Here is a 19,153-nt window from a genome sequence, read left to right as displayed (position 1 = left end):
TGGTTTTATTAATAAAATTCTTATTTTTAGGTGAGAATTATTATCAAATATATTTTGTAAAAATGTGACCTACATCAAAAAAATACGAAATATTTCTTTCTTAGGGGGAAGTAAAAAAGACCTAGTCTAAACTAGGTCTGCAGAGAAATATGGAGGAGATGATTAATTTTCAATTGTGAGTAACTTTCCTTGATATTCTCCTGTTAATGATTGCAAGAAAGCTGCAATATCTGCGATATCTTTACTTGGTAAGTCTTTACCGCTTTGATAATGTAGCATGATTCGTACAGCTTCTTTTAGATCGTTAGTACGTGCATCATGCATATAAGGTGCAGTTAATGCAATATTGCGTAATGTTGGTACTTTAAATTTATGCATATCTGCTGGGTCTTGTGTATGTGCAAAACGACCTTGATCTGCTTCGGTTAATGGGGTGCCCCTTGCCGCAAAATAGTCATCGAATAATCCCATATACTCGAATGACTGTCCTCCCATTGCGACACCAACGTGACAAGTATCACATTTGTTCTCTTTAAATAATTGATAACCACGTAATTGATCTTGATTTAGTGCATTTTTATCTCCTTTTAGATAACGGTCAAAGGCACTGTTTGGTGTAATTAATGTTTTTTCAAATTCAGCTATAGCATGAGTAATCGTTGCTTCGCTGATCTCAGGATATACGGCAAGAAATTGTTGTTTAAAAGAGTCATCTTGTTCAAATTTTGCAACAATCTCATCCCAACTTTTTGAGCCCATTTCTACAGGATTGAGAGGAGGACCGCCTGCTTGTGCCGCAAGATCTTTCGCACGTCCATCCCAAAACTGTAAAATGTTAAAAACAGAGTTATAGACAGTTGGTGCATTGATACCACCTTTTAATCCATCAATGCCTGTTGAAACAGCTAGCCCATCGACGCCACCAAGTTTAAGTTGGTGACAAGTGTGGCATTCAATTGTCCCATCAGCAGAAAGTCGTCCATCATGATAGAGCATATTACCTAAAGCGACTTTTAATGGATCGGTGTCTACACTATCAGGGATCGGTTGGACTAAACGAGTTGGATCAGTTCCTTCTGTATGTGGTGGGAGAAAATGGTTTTTGCGTTGTTCTCGGATCCAATTTAATACTGTTGCTTTTTCCTCTACATCAGGACGTGAGCCCCAGTGGACATGAATGAACTTTGCGATTGGCATTTCATCTTTAATCAGCACTTGTTCTAATTTGGCGAGACTTACTTCAGATAGTTTGCTTGGATCTTTTAATCCATCAAGAATATCATTGAGTAAAAATACTCTGGTACCTTTTTGGATATCTTCCTGCATTATTTTATCTGCAATAGGAAATTTAGCATAAAAGGGAAGCTCTGTATTTGTTGTATGACAATATTGGCAGCCATTGTCATAGAGTACTTTGGCAACATTATGAGCCTGCCCACTCAATTGTGTTTGTGCTAATAATGTAGCAGCCTGTTGTTTATCGAAGATATGAATATAACCTACAGTGCCTAAAAAACCGACGGTTGCGAGCGTTACTGCAGATAATAATAATTTTTTCATTTTCATAAATATAAGCACTCCTTTTGTTATTCTAAGTAAGGATATTAACATTATAAAATATGAGGTTTTTTGATCTAAATTAATAAATTTGATTTATTAAATCTATGGTATTAATAGAGGTTTTCAATCAATTAGAGATCGAAAAGAAAATGGAAAGCAAGTTTTGCTTCCCATTGATGATAAGAGCAAATGAATTATGCTTCGAATGGATCGCGTAAGATCATCGTTTCGATACGGTCAGGACCTGTTGAAAGAATATCCACTGGTACGCCTGTGACTTCTTCAATACGTTTTACATAGTTTCGGCATGCTTCTGGTAGTTGGTTTACATTTGTTACACCAAAAGTATTTTCTTTCCAGCCCGGCATTGTTTCATAAATTGGTTCGATTCCTTCCCAGTCTTTTGCTGCAAGTGGTGCATATTCAACAATGTCGCCGTTTGGCATTTTATAAGCAACGCATATTTTTACTTCGTCAAAACCATCTAATACATCTAACTTAGTCATACAAAAGCCAGAAATAGAATTAAGTTGAATCGCGCGGCGAATAGCAACAGCATCAAACCAACCACAACGGCGTGGGCGCCCTGTTACTGCGCCAAATTCATTTCCTTTACGCGCAATTTCTGCACCAATATCATCAAACAATTCAGTTGTGAATGGACCACTGCCAACACGAGTACAGTACGCTTTGATAATACCTAATACATAATCTAAATTACGAGGTCCAAAACCTGCACCAGTTGCTACGCCACCTGCTGTTGTGTTTGAGCTGGTGACAAATGGGTAAGTACCATGGTCAATATCTAACATAGTGCCTTGCGCACCTTCAAATAAGATATTTTCGTTATTCGAACGTGCTTTATCTAAGATTGTTGTAATATCTGCTACCATACTAGTAATGATATCAGCAACAGCCATGACTTCATCCAGCGTTTTCTGGAAATCGATAGGATCAACTTTGTAGTAATGTACTAATTGGAAATTGTAATACTCTAAGATATTTTTGAGCTTTTGTGCAAATGCCTTGCGATCAAATAAATCACCTACACGTAATCCACGACGTGCAACTTTATCCTCATAAGCAGGACCAATACCACGACCTGTTGTACCAATTTTGTTTTTGCCTAAGGCTGCTTCGCGAGCGTGGTCCATTGCAACGTGATAAGGAAGAATGAGTGGACAAGCTTCTGAAATTAAGAGACGTTCACGCACATTAATACCACGGCTTTCTAACTCTCCCATTTCTTGCATTAAAGCAGCAGGAGAGAGCACAACACCATTACCAATTAAGCAAGTCACATTTTCACGCAAAATACCTGATGGAATTAAACGAAGTACAGTTTTTTCACCGTTAATAATTAAAGTGTGACCCGCATTATGACCACCTTGATAACGTACAACGTATTTCACGCGATCAGTTAATAAGTCAACAATCTTCCCTTTACCTTCGTCGCCCCATTGTGCGCCTAAGATAACAACACTTTTTCCCATAGTATTTTCCGCCTTTAAGCTTTGTGATAAACAAGATGAACAGCAAATTACTTTACTATTTTCTGATACTAATCTCAATGTAATTTACGTTTTTATTTGATAACTTGTTAGAATTGTAGAAAAGAAAAGAGCGGTCAAAAAATTGAAAATTTTGACCGCTCTTCTAGTAGGATTTTATTCAAACAAAGAACGATGTAAAGCACTGACAATTGCATCAGCATTTTCATTATGTACTAACATACAAATATTATTAGTACTCGCGCCATAACAAATTGAACGAATGTTGTAGTTTTCTAATGTGTCAAAAATACGCTTCGCTATGCCTGAGTGTGTATGTAACTCATTACCAATTAAGGCAACTAGTGATAAGTCATGATCAATTTTGACACTACAAAGTTTGGTCAATTCATCAATTAAATCTGTTGAAAGTAAGTTATTTCCTGAGGAGGCAGAGCCTGTTTTATCTAAAGTTAAAGCGATACTGACTTCAGAGGTTGTAACAACATCCACAGATATTTTATATTTCGCTAAGAGTGTGAAGACTTTTGCTAGAAAACCTTGCGCATGTAACATATTTAAACTAGAAAGTGTCAAGAGAACTTGATCTCTGCGTAGTGCAATTGCACGAAAAGTTGGTCTTGGTTGTGGATCACGAACTACCCATGTTCCTCCTGCTTCAGGAGCTTTACTCGATCCCACATAGACAGGAATATTACTGCGAACAGCTGGGAGTAAAGTAGCTGGGTGAAGCACTTTTGCACCAAATGTTGCCATTTCGGCTGCCTCGCAGAAACTCATTGTATCAATACGTTTTGCATTAGGAACAATACGAGGATCTGTTGTATAAATGCCTGCAACATCAGTCCAGATTAAGACATCTTTAGCGTTAAGTACTTCTGCTAACAAGGCGGCAGAGTAGTCGCTACCTCCTCGTCCTAATGTTGTTGTTTTGCCTTGTTCATCTCGCCCTATAAACCCTTGAGTAATAATGAGTTCTCCACGATCAATCAGTGGTTTCAATATTTGGTCACTGTGTTGTTGTGTTTTTTTATCTTGAGGAATGGCTTTACCAAAGTGGCTATCTGTTGCGATGACTGTGCGAATATCTAACCAAGTTGCTGTCGTATTTAATTCACGTAGTATTTCAACGAAAATTAAAGAAGACATCATTTCTCCATGACTGATTAATTCATCTGTGAGTGCAAGAGATGTTGCGAGACTCGCCGCTTCTGCAAGTGCTTCAATATTCGCCAGCAATTTTTCAATTTTATAACGTACACCACTATCATCTTTTAATTCACTCAAGATGTTTTCTTGAATTTGACGTACTTCATTAATTAGTTTTGTACGTTCGGCTAAATCACGGCCATTTGCTAGAGAGACCAATAAATTAGTGATACCAGCTGAAGCGGATAGAACAACAACACGTGTATTAGGATCATTAATAACGATTTTGGCAGAAGCATACATTGCATTGTAATTAGCAACGCTAGTTCCCCCAAATTTTGCGATAGAGAGATGAGACATAATTGGCTCCTTAAAATTATTGTTATGATGTTGTATCAATATTATAAAACAATGAGTTATAAAAATTGTCAAATAAATTCATTTGGGTTAATTCTAATTATTTACGAGACGTATAGTCCCCAACACAAACCCATTTGTATGTCGTTAGTGCCTCTAACCCCATTGGACCACGAGCATGTAATTTCTGGGTACTTACAGCTACTTCAGCTCCTAAACCAAATTGTCCACCGTCAGTAAAACGAGTACTCGCATTCACATATAGTGCAGCAGAATCGACTTGTGCAATGAATTGTTGAGCAAGTTGCTGTGAATTAGTCAAAATGCCATCAGAGTGCTGACTGCCATATTTACGAATGTGGGCAATTGCCTCTGCTAAATCTTCGACAATAACAACATTTAAATCGTAAGAAAGCCACTCTTGACTTAATTGTTCTTCTTGTATTGGCTCAACATTTGTTTGTACAGATTGCAAGATTGAAAGAGCGGTCGGATCTGCATGAAATTTGACATTTTTTACAGTTAGATGGGCTGCTAATTTCGGTAAGAAAGAAGCTGCAATCGAGCGTTGAACTAATAAGGTTTCGAGTGTGTTACAGGTACTTGGGCGCTGAGTTTTAGCATTTTCGATTAAAGGTAATGCTTTGTCTAAATCTGCGCTTTGTTCAACAAACAAGTGACATACGCCGATACCACCTACGATAACAGGAATAGTTGAGTGTTGCTTGCAAAGTTCATGTAAGCCAGCTCCACCACGAGGAATGATCATATCAACATAACGATCGAGTTTTAAAAGTTCCATTACTAAAGCACGATCTGGGTCAGTGATAGCTTGCACTGCATATTTTGGTAATCCCGCTTGTACTAACGCACTTTGTACAACTTCCACTAAGATTTTATTAGAATGTTGTGTTTCTTTACCCCCGCGTAAAATAACAGCATTACCCGTTTTTAAGCAGAGTGTTGCAACGTCAATAGTGACATTTGGACGAGCCTCATAAATTGTACCAATTACACCAAGTGGTACACGAATACGTTCAACTTTAATACCGCTGTCTAATATTCCCCCATCAATGATGTTACCGACAGGATCAGGAAGTGAAATAACATGGCGTACATCGTTAGCAATTGCATTTAGGCGTGTTTGAGTCAATAACAAACGGTCAATAATCGCGTCTGATAAACCATTTTTTTTGGCAGTCTCAATGTCTTTTTGATTTGCAGCAAGAATATATTCTGATTGTGCTTCTAGTTGCTCCGCGATGATTGATAAAGCGGCATTTTTTTGTTGGTGAGAAAGTTGAGATAGGATAAACGCGGCTTGTCTGGCTTGTTCTCCCATTTTCTGTAAGTTGATTGTCATTGTGTTTATTCCTGAATCATTTTTTCCATTGTGTTTTTTGCGGTAATGTATCATCACTAGGCTTTTTCGCAATTTGTTGCTCTTGGTAGTCAAATACAGGCAATCCCCATTCAAAATAGATCGCCAACAAGCGAGCAATAAATCCACTTATTAAGGTAATAATGATGACAAGATTTTGGTCAATATTTAAGTGTTGTAGGCCAATATAAATGCTCGTGGCAATCAATGCAATACTCGCATATAGCTCTTTTTGGAAAACTAAAGGGATTCGATTGCATAGCAGATCTCGTAGCACTCCTCCGAAGGCACCTGTAATGATTGCAGCTATGATCGCAATAGTAAATCCGTGCCCCATATCTAGCGCAATTTGCGCGCCGATAATCGAAAACACAATTAATCCTAGTGCATCTAGGACTAAGAAAATAGTGTGGAAGTAGCGCATAAATGGGCGAATAAAGGGGACAATGAAGACAGTAAGTACAGCAGCTCCAGCAACAATTAGAAAATATTCTGGATTTTTCACCCAACCTAGTGGGTAATGGCCTAATAAAACATCACGTACAGACCCCCCACCAATCGCTGTCATAGAAGCAATGATAATGACACCAAAAATATCCATTTTTTCGCGCCCTGCGGCTAAAGCGCCTGTGATTGCTTCAGCAGTAATACCTATAATGTATAATACACTTAACAGCATAAATTTTATCTCTAAAAGTGCGGTTAAAAATAAGATTATTTTAGAGGGGAATTGTACAAAAGAATAGGAAATTTTGACCGTGCTTTCTAATTCTTGCATAATTGGCAAATTTATTTTATTAAGGCAGCACGATTTATGTCAGAACAAAAACAATCCCCATTATTTACCGCACTTTCATCTGTATTTCCACTCATATTAATTCTGAGTATTGATTTTTTTGCAATGTTTTTACAACCACAATCAAAAGCGATTTCTCATTTTGCATTTGGTATATTGATAGCACAATTAGTAAGCGTATTAGTCTTTATGAAAGGTCAGATCTGCCCAGGACAACGTGAACGTTTAAGTAAAGTTAATTGGTATTTTGCAGTGTTTTGGGGAATGTGGTTTATTATTAGCTTTTTTTCTAACTACCACTTTATTTTGACAGACATGATGAGTCTATGTGGAATCGCAATTGTTTTAGCTACATGGCGTCAACCGCAAGACAATCAATTACGCCAATCGATGCTAATTATTGCAGGATTGATGGGCATATTAGGGAGCCTCTGTTATTTATTGATTTTTATCGAACTCTCTATTTCTTCTTTTATCCAATACAATATTTTTGGACAAGGATTAGTAGGAATTATTTTGGCTAATCTGGCATTAGTTGTATCTCGTAACCGCTTACAAGGCTTAATAGCATTATTACCATTTTTTATGTTATCGCTTTTGTTTTTGAATGCACTTAGTGGTCTGGGGCTATTGATGTATTTGTCAAATACAGTCACTTTTGCGAATCAGTTAGCTTGGATACTCTATTTTTGTCTACATTTACTGATTGCTCTTATTATTGCAGTTCATATTTTTAAACAATGGAAATTAAGTTATAACACATTAGCGATTTTACTTTTGATAGTCACTTCGCTGCCTGTATGGGCAAGTTTCGCCTTTATTCACTAGAAAAAGTCATTTTTATATCAAGCAAAATGGGCGCAGATAAACGCCCATTTTTTGTAAATGCTAATCATGATTAATGATAAAGCACAAATGTACCAAAGAAAACCGTAAGTAATGCAAACGCCATTGGTAGCGCAGTACGTTTAATTAAATCAAACGGTGATACGTTTGCCACCCCTGAAACAGCAACAATGACAGCTGTAATTGGCGACATACTTCTTGCAATACCTGCGACTAATTGCATTGGTAATACCATTAATACAGGCGAGATCCCTAACCCTGTTGCCACTTTAGGAGCTAATGCTGCAAAGGCAAAGAATGGGGCATTTCCTGAGCCCATCACGATTGCTGAAAGTGTAATGATTAACACCATTACTAAAGTCATCAAAAATACACCAAAACCAGAGGTTTGTGCGCCTAAAATAATCGTATCAATCGCACCTACTGCAGTTAATCCTTTTGCAAAAGTTTCACCCGCAACAATTAATGTGACAACTGCTGCAAATTGTTTACCCATGCCGTCAAAGAAAACCTGCATTTCAGCAAATACTTGTTTTACATCTTTTTTTCTAACAAATTCAAATAGCATTGCGATAAATAAGCTGATGATCATCGCAGTAGCAACATTCATCTTGATACTACTTACTAGTAATTTACTGAAGGTTAAAATAAGGACAAGAGGTAAAAGTGGTAATAAAATGTAGACAGTTGGAATAGGTAAAGCTGAGTTATTTTGGTTTTCTAATTTTGTGTCTGCCTCAATGCCATTCTCCATGACGCTTCTGTTGCCAAGTAGTGCTTGTTTTTTATCAAACCATTTTTGCACGAAGAAATGCGAGGTCGCAATCACGATCATCGTGACAATCGCTAGTTTAAGTTGGTAGTTGACAAAATATTCTGCAATATCAATATTTGCAGTTTTAGCCGCAAGTACCGCATTGCCAGATGCTGGACCTAAATCTAAACAAGCTGTCGTCGCAATTAGCGCCGCCGCACCTTCTCTACTTACACCAAGATTCACTAAAATTGGGAAAATCGTTAACATTAATAATAGACCAAGCCCTGATGCACTTGGAATAAAAATATTCAAGATTTGCCCAATTATATAGGCTAGTGCTAGTACTAAATAAGGTGCTTTAATTGCATTTAATGGCTTAACAGCAACATTAACTAATGCTTCACTTGCACCAATTTTATCCATGTAACGTGCAAAACCACCTACTGCCATGATCATTAAACCGAGATCGGCTGCACGGGTACTGAATAAATTTTTAATAAATTCGAAAATATCGAATCCTACCCAACCTGTAGATTTATTTGCAGGCAGAATTTCACCTAAACCAAATAGCACAGCAAAACACATTAAAATAATACCACCACAGAGTAGAACAAATTGGGCTTTATATTTTTTAATGATTAGATAGCCCACAATTATTGTGACGACTAATCCCAGTAAAAGTCCTAACATAAGTATTCCCCTTTATTTTTGAGTACAGTATTTAATGACTTCAGTGACTAATTTGATTCTTGGCTCAATAGAATCAATATTGAGGTATTCATCTGGGCTGTGCCATTTCCCACCGCTTGGTCCCATTCCATCAATGACAATAGCGCCAAGTGCAGCAAAGAAATTACCATCAGATCCACCAGCAGTTGATTCCCATTCTGCTTTTATTCCTAGTCGCTCCTTAATCTCATCGACTGCGGCACAGAATTTCAAACCAGCTTCAGTACGACGCCAAGGTGGACGAGTAATACCACCAGAGACTTTAATTTTGACACGTTCTTCTGTCACGGTATCATGGAGTGCATAAATGACTTGATTTAAGCGTTCACTCTCCTCAAGAGATGTGAAACGACAGTCAATTTGTGTTTTAACATAATCTGGTACGGTATTTGGTGTGGTCCCACCCTCTACCGTACCAATATTCATTGTAGTACCTTTTTCTGGAGCAGTACTATTGAGTAATTCTTGAGCGATACGAATGAAAGTATTAATTGAGTTTGCTCCATTTTGTGGGTCAACAGCAGAATGAGCTGACTTACCTAAAAATTCAATGACATATTTACCAATGCCTTTTCGTTCATTCACAAGATTTCCATTGATACGAGCTGCCTCAAGAATAATGGCATAACGAGTTTTGCGTGCAATTTTTTCTAATAGTGGACGAGAATAGATCGAACTAATTTCTTCATCTGGATTGAATAGGACACATATTCGTGCATTTTGTAGGGCATTTTCTTCAGTTAATGCCTGACAAGCATAAAAGCCAGCAAGTAAGCCTGCCTTCATATCTGCAATACCGGGTCCAAAAGCTTTATCACCTTCGATTTTAAATGGTCTTTCACTTACAGTGCCTGTTTTAAAGACCGTGTCCATATGACCTGATAGTACTACATCAAATTCATCAGAGAGTGTATTTTTACAGATAAGCGCAGAGCCGACTTTTTCATCTAAAAAATGTTCCTCTACTATCCAACCAATGGATTGGAATTTTTGTTTAAAGAAATCAACAACTTTTGCTTTACCAACAGGATCGTAGCTATAACTATCGATATTGACGAGAGATTCGAGATCTTTCAGAAATGAATTTAATAACATAGACTTTTTCCTTCTTACTTATGATTTCAATAGGATCAAACTAAAAAGCAAACAGCACGATATTACTTGGTTTAAATAGTTACATATTGTTTATAGTAATAGCAATGTAATCAGGGTGGAAATAATGATATTTGTGGGAGGGATCACATAAATTGATGGTCTAGTATTTTGGCATAAAGTTTATTTTATAAATTGAAAAGTAAGTAATGAGATATTCGTCGAATATAATCATTGAGGTTTTGTATAACGTAGGGCAGGAAAACCTTCTTCTTAATGGATGATTTACATTTTATGCTCTAACTGAATTATCTTGATACTGTTACTTTAGTTCCGTCATCAAAAATAATTTCTCTAGCAATAATAATGACTTTAATTGGATTTTTAGTATTGAGTACTAATGGTCTGTTTTTTCTTGGGATATTATTAATAAGCACTGTTTCTGCAATCATTTGTTGGCTACGTGGCGCTAAAGGTGCTTCAAAAATAATAGGAAGATCATGAGTATAAAGGAAGTTTGAATCCAAAATATAAACGCTATTCCAAAGAATGGTTTTAATTGGTTTATCACTTAAATTTTGTACATGATAAGTCATTGCTGCTAAATCATTGTTTTGTGCATCTTGTGTGATATAACGCTCGGCAGGCGTAATTTTAACAATACTATTAAATTGTTTTAAGTATTGGATTTCTTCTTGATTATTAGGCAATGTCGTTAACGGTGAAGCACTGCGTTCACAACTCCAGAGTAAAAAAGGCGGTAGCGCAAGTACTCCTGCCATCAAGATTTGTTTAAAATTCACAGCTAACTTTTCCTAAATTAAGTAGTAATAATTTTTTTAAGGTTATTTTTTGTGCTGCGTATAATAAGAGAAGAGAGATAGCCCGTCAAATGAATTACGGGCTCTTTAAAATACTTTACATTTAGCTGAATTCAGCCATAAAGTCTTGCGCTTTATTTACCATTTCTCTAGATCCAATAAATAAAGGAACACGTTGATGTAATGCTGTTGGTTGGATATCTAAAATCCGATTGAATCCATCAGTTGCGAGACCGCCAGCTTGCTCCGCAAGAAATGCCATTGGGTTACCTTCATACAATAAACGTAATTTACCATTTGGATAATTGGTAGCACTTGGATAAATATAAATCCCGCCTTTTAACATATTACGATGAAAGTCAGATACGAGTGAACCAATATAGCGAGATGTATAAGGGCGTTGGGTTTGTTTGTCTTCTTCTTGACAATACTTGATATATTTTTTTACTCCAGCAGGGAATTTCAAATACTGTCCTTCATTAATTGAATAAATTTTACCACTTGAAGGAATTTGGATATTTTCATGAGAAAGACAGAACACGCCTAAAGAAGGATCATAAGTAAACCCGTTTACACCATTACCTGTTGTATAGACAAGCATAGTAGAAGACCCATAAACAATATAGCCAGCTGCTACTTGACGATGGCCAGGTTGCATGAAGTCTTCTAGTGTAACAGGCGTACCAATTGGTGAAACACGACGATAAATTGAAAAAATTGTACCTACAGCAACGTTGACATCAATATTTGATGAACCATCTAGCGGATCAGTCAATATAACATATTTGGCATTACGCCCTCGCTCAGTATTAAAGGCTACGAAGTTTTCCTCTTCCTCTGAAGCAAAACCTGCAACTTCTTCTCGAGCGATTAAGGCATTTTTCATCGTGTTGTGAGCAAAAAGATCTAATTTCATTTGAGCTTCACCTTGCACATTTTCTACGCCGGAGTTACCAATAATATTATTAGTCAAACCCGCTTTATTAATATCTCGATGAATAACTTTTGCGACTAGTCGAATAGATGACAATATCCCACTAAGCTCTCCTTTTGCTTGAGGATATTCTGCTTGTTTTTCAACAATAAATTGACCCAACGTTTTCATATTTTAATCCTTATTGTTAATAAATTTTACTCATGTAGTGAGTTGATTTATTATAGCAATCTTGAGTTTTTCATAAAAAGTCGAATGTGAACAATGTGATCTTCGACACACTTTTATGACAATTTTTTTATAGAGATAGAAAAATGACAGTAAAACATATTCACATTTTGGGTATTTGTGGCACGTTTATGGGTGGCGTGGCAATCATTGCTAAACAACTTGGTTATAAAGTAACTGGTTCGGATACGAATGTGTATCCTCCAATGAGTACTTTTTTACAGGAAAGTGGAATTGAAATTATTCCTCACTTTGAGGTATCACAATTACAACCAGCACCAGACGTCGTCATTATCGGTAATGCAATGAAACGTGGGAATCCTTGTGTTGAGTATGTGTTAGAAAATAATTTGCCTTATACATCGGGACCACAGTGGCTGCATGATAATTTATTACGTGAACGTTGGGTTTTTGCTGTGTCAGGTACGCATGGTAAAACAACTACAACAGGTATGTTAAGTTGGATTCTCGACAAGTGTGGTTTAAAACCTGGTTTTTTGATTGGTGGTATTTCTGGTAACTTCGGTACTTCTGCACGTTTAGGAGAAAATCACTATTTTGTGATTGAGGCAGATGAGTATGATACTGCATTCTTTGATAAACGCTCTAAGTTTGTTCATTACAATCCAAAAACGTTGATTATTAATAATATTGGTTTTGATCATGCTGATATTTTTGATGATCTAAAAGCAATTCAGCGCCAGTTTCATCATATGATTCGCACTATCCCAGCAAGCGGTTGTATATTCTCAGTAGCCGATGAACAAAGTGTTAAAACGACTCTTGAAATGGGATGTTGGTCTGAACAACAGTTTTTAGGCGAAGATCAAGAATGGTTTGCCAAACGTATTACTAATGATTGTACACAATTTTCTGTATTTCATCATGGAGAAAAAGTCGCAGAAGTACATTGGAATGTCGTGGGGCAACATAATATGCATAATGCATTAATGGCAATTGCCGCAGCTCATCATGCAGGGGTTGACGTCCAAGAGGCTTGTCATGCGTTGACCACTTTTATTAGTCCAAAACGTCGATTAGAGGTAAAAGGCGAGGTTGGGGGGGTCACTGTATATGATGACTTTGCTCATCATCCAGCCGAAATTTTAGCTACATTGACCGCACTTCGTGATAAAGTTGGTGGAGGAGTACGCATTTTAGCTGTCTTAGAGCCTCGTTCTAATACAATGAAAATGGGAATACATAAAGATGAAATCGCACCAGCATTAGGTAGGGCGGATAGTGTATTTTTATTTCAACCTGAGAATATAGGTTGGGATGTGGTTGATATTGCGAATCAATGTGTACAGCCCGTGATGTGGAATATGAACTTAGATAAATTAGTCGATGCAATTATCGAAGAGTCAAAACCTTCGGATCATATTTTAGTCATGTCGAATGGGAGCTTTGGTGGTATTCATCAAAAACTCTTAGATAAATTAATGTTAAAATTTGAGTAAATCTAGTTATTCATACATGAGAAATAATAAGAAAAAGGACAAATGAGCTTGTCCTTTTTTATTGGTAATTTTTTTGACGATATAAAAAAGCCGTTAGTCATTAAACTAACGGCTTTATTTTTGATCTGGTTGCGGGGGCCGGATTTGAACCGACGGCCTTCGGGTTATGAGCCCGACGAGCTACCAAGCTGCTCCACCCCGCGTCTGTGGAGGCGTAATATACTGGTTTCAAAATTTATTGCAATAAAAAAATGGATTTAATCTGATTGTTTGTTATAAAAATAAACAATACGTTTGTTTTTTGCTCTAAATTACAGTGATTAAGTAAACCTACGATAATTAAAGTAGAAAATAAAATAGAGTTTTGAGGCTATATTTTTCAAGTGATTTCTGATAGCGTATGCCCTTTTAATCTGAAGGATTATTATTTAGGAATAGACATGCTGTTTTTACGTAAATCTTTAGCAAAAGCGACCGCACTTTTAGCTGTCATGCTGCTTGCTTCTTGCTCTTCTAATCCAAAAGGGACATCAACAGCCATAAACCAAGTTGATCCGCAACAATTTGGGGCAAAGTATGCTGGGCGTGCATATCAAAATCCTCTTTTGCATACGGTATCAAGTGTTGATAATCAAAGTGCGGTTATCAATCAAGGTGATTTTTTAACACAAGTATCTAATGTAAGAAATTATTCTAACCAATTAACAGAAAAATTTGATCATCATTATGTCAAAGTGACTAATTGGGTTTTAGCTGGTGGTGATGTAAGAGATTTGGCTAATTTTGGTATTCAGGCTCAAATTATGAAAGGCTTTGATGGTTATCAAAATGTATTAATGACAGGTTATTATTCTCCAGTTATTCATGCGCGTCGTACACAACAAGGTAAATATAATCAACCGATTTATGCTATGCCAAAGCATAAGCGTTTTAGCCGTGCTCAAGTATATGCTGGCGCTTTAGCAAAAAAAGGCTTGGAATTAGCCTATAGTGATTCGATGTTAGATAATTTTCTTTTAGGTGTACAAGGTAGTGGATATGTTGACTTTGGTGATGGTAATTTAAATTATTTTGCTTATGCGGGACAAAATGGATTCCCTTATACCAGTGTAGGTCGTTTATTAGTTGAAGATGGTGAGATTGTAAAAGAAAAGATGTCTATTCAAGCTATCCGTGATTGGGCAAAAGCGAATCCTTCTCGATTACAAGCTTTACTTGAGCGTAATGAGTCCTATGTTTTCTTTAAAAATGATCCTTATGGAAAAGTAAAAGGTGCGGCTGGGGTACCATTAGTATCCATGGCTGCTGTTGCAGCAGATCGTAATATCATTCCTTTAGGTAGCTTGTTGTTAGTTGAAGTACCACAAATTGATACGCATGGTCGTTGGACTGGTGAGCATAAGTTGCATTTAATGGTAGCACTAGATGTAGGGGGCGCGGTGAAAGGTCAGCATTTCGATTTATATCGTGGTATAGGAGATGATGCAGGCCATATCGCAGGCTTATCAAAACATTATGGTAGAGTGTGGGTATTACAATAATGGAACGTATCGATAATTACGAACAACGTTTTGGTGGAATTGCACGTTTATATGGTGCTGATGCATTAACTCGTTTGAGAGGTGCCCATATTTGTGTCATTGGTATTGGTGGGGTAGGTTCTTGGTGTGTTGAGGCGTTAGCGCGTTCAGGCGTTGGTAAATTGACGATGATTGATATGGATGATATTTGTGTCACTAATATTAACCGTCAAATTCATGCGCTTTCTGGCAATATAGGGCAACTCAAAACAGAAGTCATGTATACACGGGTCAAACTAATTAATCCAGAATGTGAAGTCAATATTATTGATGACTTTATTTGTGCTGAGAATTTAGTTGATTATTTATCGCGTGGCTATGATTATGTAATTGATGCAATTGATAGTGTGAAAACGAAAGCTGCTTTAATTGCTTATTGCAAACGAAATAAAATAAAAGTGATTACAATTGGTGGTGCTGGTGGACAAACGGATCCAACACAGATTCAAATTACTGATTTAAGTAAGACAATTCAGGATCCATTAGCTGCGAAAGTCCGTTCTGTGTTACGCAAAGAATATCGTTTTAGTCAAAATCCAAAACGTAAATTTGGTATTGATTGTGTTTTTTCGACTCAGCCATTAATTTTCCCGCAAGTTGGTGATTCTTGTGATGTTTCTGCAACGATGAACTGTGCTAATGGATTTGGCGCTGCGACTATGATTACTGCAACATTTGGTTTTTTCGCTGTTTCTCGTGTCATTGATAAATTACTAAGTTAAGGTTATTTTGTTAGAATAAGCGAATAGTGATTCGCTTTTTTAATGAAAACTTATTTTTCATATAAAAAAAAGATGGCAATTTATGAGAAAAGAGAGTAGTCTAGGGCGACTTTTTGATAACTATTCTTAAATAAGGAATTGTATATGCGTCTTTTACCAAAAACATTGCAGAAAACCGCATTGGCTGTTGCATTAGCTTCATTTTCTTATCTGGCCAGTGCAAATGTTGTGACCTCAATTAAACCATTAGGTTTTATTGCTTCTTCAATTGCGGATGGCGTAACCAATACAGAGGTGCTTGTCCCAGCTGGTGCTTCTCCACATGACTATAGCTTAAAGCCTTCAGATATTCAAAAATTACAATCGGCTGAATTAATTGTTTGGATTGGTGAAGATATTGATGCTTTCCTTGATAAAACATTACGTCCAATGCCATTTAAGAAGGTCCTCAGTATTGCGGATTTTGCTGAAATTGGTCAATTTTTAGAAGGAGAGGCACATGATCATGGCCACAAACATGACCATGAGCACAAACATGACCATGACCACAAACATGACCATGATCACAAACATGACCATGACCACAAGCATGACCATGACCACAAGCATGACCATGATCACAAACATGACCATGGCCACAAACATGACCATGGCCACAAACATGACCATGACCACAAGCATGACCATGCTCATGACCATAGCACTAATTGGCATGTATGGTATTCACCAGAGATCAGTAAGATAGTTGCTTCTCGTTTAGCAACACGTTTAACTGAGCTTTATCCAGAGAAAAAAGATAAAATTGCACAAAATCTAGTAGAATTTAACCGCACTTTAGCAGAGCAAAGTGAAAAAATTAAGCAACAACTTGCGCCTGTAAAAGAAAAAGGATTTTATGTGTTCCATGATGCTTATAGCTATTTCAATAATGCGTATGGGTTAAACCAAACTGGTTATTTCACTATTAATCCATTAGTGGCACCTGGTGCAAAAACGCTTGCTAAGATTAAATCGGAAATTAAAGAGCATAAAGTGAATTGTTTGTTTGCTGAACCTCAATTTACACCAAAAGTAATTGAAGGATTAAGTAAAGGCACTGGCGTACATGTTGGACGTTTGGATCCCATGGGGGATGCTGTTAGTTTAGGAGTGAATTCTTATGCTAATTTCTTACAATACACCGCGGACAGTTATTTCTCTTGCTTAAGTAAATAAAATTAGGTTGTTTTTTAGAACTTTTTAAGGTTTCCTTTTACCGATATTTATTTAAATAAGGATCCATTAAGTTTAGTTTTATATAACTGTGATAAGTAATTCAAAGGGCTTCAATATTGAAGCCCTTTATTTTTTTAGTTATCTAGTCTTTTTTATGGGTATATTCTTTGTACATAGCTTCAATTTGAGTTTTGTAACGCTCCACAATCACCTTACGACGCAGTTTGAGTGTAGGTGTAATTTCTTCCATCTTAGTCGTAAAAGCTTGTGGTAATAACGTAAATTTTTTTATTTGCTCAAAACTAGGCAACTCTTTTTGTAATTCATTGATTCGTTGTTCAAACATTTGAATAATTTCAGAATGTTTAATCAGATCCATACGATCATGATATTTGATATTCAATTGTTTAGCGTATTCTTCAAGGCTCGTGAAACAAGGAACAATTAAAGCCGAAACATATTTTTTTGCATCTGCAATTACTGCAATTTGCTCAATAAATTTGTCTTTACCGACTTTAGTTTCAATATATTGAGGGGCAATATATTTGCCATTCGACGTTTTCATGAGCTCTTTAATTCGATCTGTAATATATAAATTACCATATTGATCAATTTCACCTGCATCACCTGTTTTTAAGAAACCATCATCAGTGAAGGTTTCAGCTGTTTCTTGTGGTTTTTTATAGTAACCTCGCATTACCATGCCACCGCGCACCAAAATTTCATTGTTTTCACCAATTTTAACTTCAGCTCCTGGCATTAATGTGCCGATAGAATTAGGTTCAAAATGACTGTCTTCCCAACATGAAACTGTTGCGGTTGTTTCTGTCATGCCATAACCTAACTTAATATTAATGCCTATGCTATGGAAAAATAAGCCAATAGTGGGTTCCAATTTTGCTCCACCACATGGCATCATGCGAATTCGCCCACCAAGTAATTGGCGTAATTTTGAAAGTACTAGTTTATCCGCTAACGCATATTGTCGACGCAATAAGAAAGGGATTGGTTTTTTTTCTGCAACCAGATGAAACCTTTTCTGTCCAATGGAAATTGCCCAATTAAAAATTGTACGTCGTAAAAAGGGTGCTTTTTGTACTTTATCCCAAACAGCTGTATAAATTTTTTCATAGAAACGAGGTACGGCGCACATTAATGTTGGACGAATTGCTGTTAATGCCTCACGCACCTGATTTGTATCTTCCAGATAACAGTTGACTGCACCACGATGTAGTATATATGCTACCCATGCGCGTTCAAAAATATGTGAAAAAGGTAAAAATGAAAGTGATACATCATATTGGCTGACGTTTAAAGTGGCAAAAGCAGTGTCATGCGCTTGTAATTGATGAGCAAGATTTGCATAGTCAAGCATGACACCTTTAGGTTCCCCTGTTGTACCTGATGTATAAATTAAAGTAAATAAGTCATCTAATTTTTTATGCTCGAGTCGTTCATGTAATAAAGATTGATGTAGATTACTGCCTTCAGCGATAAATGTTTTCCAATGACAAGCTTTATCGTTATTCTGCAAATCAATGCTTTCTTTCATTGCAACAATTTTTTGCAATTGAGGGCAGTTTGCTAATATTTCTAGCGTACAATTGTACTCTTCTTGATCACCGACAAAGAGAATTTTTACATCAGCATCATTGAGGATATATTCTACTTGTTTTGCTGCACTCGTAGCATAAATTGGAACAACAATAGCACGGGTTTGCATTGTGCCAATATCAGCAATAGTCCAACGTGGCATATTATGGGCAAAAATAGCTATTTTATCTTGTACATTGATATTATTAGCAAGTAATGCATAAGAAAGTTCGTCTATATGTTGTTGGAATTGTTTCCAGTTTATATCTTGCCAGTTAGAATCATTGCGATAACGCAGAGCGGTTTCATTTGATAAAATTTTAGCTTGTTCACGGATGCGGTTTACAAAGTGTAAGTTCAATTTATCCATAGTATCCTTGATTTATTAGAATGTACTTAACTTTATTAGCTTACACCTGTTC

The 19,153-nt window shown here is 36.7% G+C and carries 15 protein-coding genes and 1 tRNA gene; 5 read left to right on the top strand and 11 right to left on the bottom strand.

Annotated features, from left to right (window positions below; all coding sequences use genetic code 11):
• Positions 1 to 162: 162 nt before the first annotated feature.
• From K7G93_RS05425 to K7G93_RS05405, 5 genes are all read right to left on the bottom strand, one after another.
• Complete coding sequence (locus K7G93_RS05425; protein ID WP_049216290.1) at positions 163 to 1,560, bottom strand: cytochrome-c peroxidase; 1,398 nt, start codon at positions 1,558 to 1,560, stop codon at positions 163 to 165.
• 194 nt (positions 1,561 to 1,754) lie between these two features.
• The gene (gene purA / locus K7G93_RS05420) at positions 1,755 to 3,053 is read right to left on the bottom strand and encodes an adenylosuccinate synthase (protein WP_226690684.1); all 1,299 of its coding nucleotides are present in this window, start codon (positions 3,051 to 3,053) and stop codon (positions 1,755 to 1,757) included.
• Between the two features lie 174 nt (positions 3,054 to 3,227).
• Complete coding sequence (gene lysC / locus K7G93_RS05415; protein WP_160531703.1) at positions 3,228 to 4,580, bottom strand: lysine-sensitive aspartokinase 3; 1,353 nt, start codon at positions 4,578 to 4,580, stop codon at positions 3,228 to 3,230.
• Positions 4,581 to 4,677: 97 nt separating this feature from the next.
• Positions 4,678 to 5,940: a glutamate-5-semialdehyde dehydrogenase gene (proA, locus tag K7G93_RS05410; protein WP_160531702.1), complete on the bottom strand. Its 1,263-nt coding sequence runs from the start codon at positions 5,938 to 5,940 to the stop codon at positions 4,678 to 4,680.
• Between the two features lie 16 nt (positions 5,941 to 5,956).
• Positions 5,957 to 6,637, bottom strand: a complete 681-nt coding sequence (locus tag K7G93_RS05405) for a trimeric intracellular cation channel family protein (protein WP_049216038.1) — start codon at positions 6,635 to 6,637, stop codon at positions 5,957 to 5,959.
• Positions 6,638 to 6,772: 135 nt separating this feature from the next.
• Between K7G93_RS05405 and K7G93_RS05400 the strand changes: the two genes are divergently transcribed.
• Positions 6,773 to 7,582 (top strand): HI_1241 family integral membrane domain, encoded by an 810-nt coding sequence (locus K7G93_RS05400; protein WP_115322947.1) that lies wholly within the window; start codon positions 6,773 to 6,775, stop codon positions 7,580 to 7,582.
• Between the two features lie 70 nt (positions 7,583 to 7,652).
• Here the strand turns inward: K7G93_RS05400 and dcuC are convergent, their stop codons facing one another.
• From dcuC to fbp, 4 genes are all read right to left on the bottom strand, one after another.
• Entirely contained in the window at positions 7,653 to 9,047 is a 1,395-nt protein-coding gene (gene dcuC / locus K7G93_RS05395; RefSeq protein ID WP_226690685.1) for a C4-dicarboxylate transporter DcuC, read from the bottom strand.
• Between the two features lie 12 nt (positions 9,048 to 9,059).
• Positions 9,060 to 10,181 (bottom strand): M20 family metallopeptidase, encoded by a 1,122-nt coding sequence (locus tag K7G93_RS05390; protein ID WP_049216032.1) that lies wholly within the window; start codon positions 10,179 to 10,181, stop codon positions 9,060 to 9,062.
• 305 nt (positions 10,182 to 10,486) lie between these two features.
• A complete protein-coding gene (locus K7G93_RS05385; protein ID WP_115322945.1) occupies positions 10,487 to 10,981 on the bottom strand; it encodes a hypothetical protein in 495 nt (164 codons plus the stop codon).
• A 121-nt stretch (positions 10,982 to 11,102) separates the two neighbouring features.
• Entirely contained in the window at positions 11,103 to 12,104 is a 1,002-nt protein-coding gene (gene fbp / locus K7G93_RS05380) for a class 1 fructose-bisphosphatase (protein ID WP_049216028.1), read from the bottom strand.
• 143 nt (positions 12,105 to 12,247) lie between these two features.
• On the opposite strand from fbp, the gene mpl reads away from it, so the two are divergent.
• The gene (gene mpl, locus K7G93_RS05375) at positions 12,248 to 13,621 is read left to right on the top strand and encodes a UDP-N-acetylmuramate:L-alanyl-gamma-D-glutamyl-meso-diaminopimelate ligase (RefSeq protein ID WP_226690686.1); all 1,374 of its coding nucleotides are present in this window, start codon (positions 12,248 to 12,250) and stop codon (positions 13,619 to 13,621) included.
• A 126-nt stretch (positions 13,622 to 13,747) separates the two neighbouring features.
• On the opposite strand, the gene K7G93_RS05370 is transcribed toward mpl, so the two are convergent.
• Positions 13,748 to 13,824: transfer RNA gene (locus K7G93_RS05370), tRNA-Met, on the bottom strand.
• A gap of 237 nt (positions 13,825 to 14,061) precedes the next feature.
• Here K7G93_RS05370 and mltA point away from each other — a divergent pair.
• The 3 genes from mltA (at position 14,062) to znuA (ending at position 17,138) form a co-directional block, all read left to right on the top strand.
• The gene (mltA, locus tag K7G93_RS05365; RefSeq protein WP_226690687.1) at positions 14,062 to 15,162 is read left to right on the top strand and encodes a murein transglycosylase A; all 1,101 of its coding nucleotides are present in this window, start codon (positions 14,062 to 14,064) and stop codon (positions 15,160 to 15,162) included.
• Positions 15,162 to 15,923: a tRNA cyclic N6-threonylcarbamoyladenosine(37) synthase TcdA gene (gene tcdA, locus K7G93_RS05360; RefSeq protein ID WP_049216022.1), complete on the top strand. Its 762-nt coding sequence runs from the start codon at positions 15,162 to 15,164 to the stop codon at positions 15,921 to 15,923. Before mltA ends, tcdA begins: the two co-directional genes overlap by 1 nt.
• A 144-nt stretch (positions 15,924 to 16,067) precedes the next feature.
• Entirely contained in the window at positions 16,068 to 17,138 is a 1,071-nt protein-coding gene (gene znuA, locus K7G93_RS05355) for a zinc ABC transporter substrate-binding protein ZnuA (protein WP_226690688.1), read from the top strand.
• A gap of 142 nt (positions 17,139 to 17,280) precedes the next feature.
• Here znuA and K7G93_RS05350 read toward each other — a convergent pair whose 3' ends face one another.
• Positions 17,281 to 19,101 (bottom strand): AMP-dependent synthetase/ligase, encoded by a 1,821-nt coding sequence (locus K7G93_RS05350; RefSeq protein WP_228400327.1) that lies wholly within the window; start codon positions 19,099 to 19,101, stop codon positions 17,281 to 17,283.
• Between the last annotated feature and the right edge of the window lie 52 nt (positions 19,102 to 19,153).

Origin of the sequence: Pasteurella canis (genome assembly GCF_020810675.1) — a bacterium.
Taxonomy (GTDB): Bacteria; Pseudomonadota; Gammaproteobacteria; order Enterobacterales; family Pasteurellaceae; genus Pasteurella; species Pasteurella canis.
Note: the sequence above shows the minus strand (reverse complement) of the source record. Positions and strands in the feature narration are given on the sequence as shown.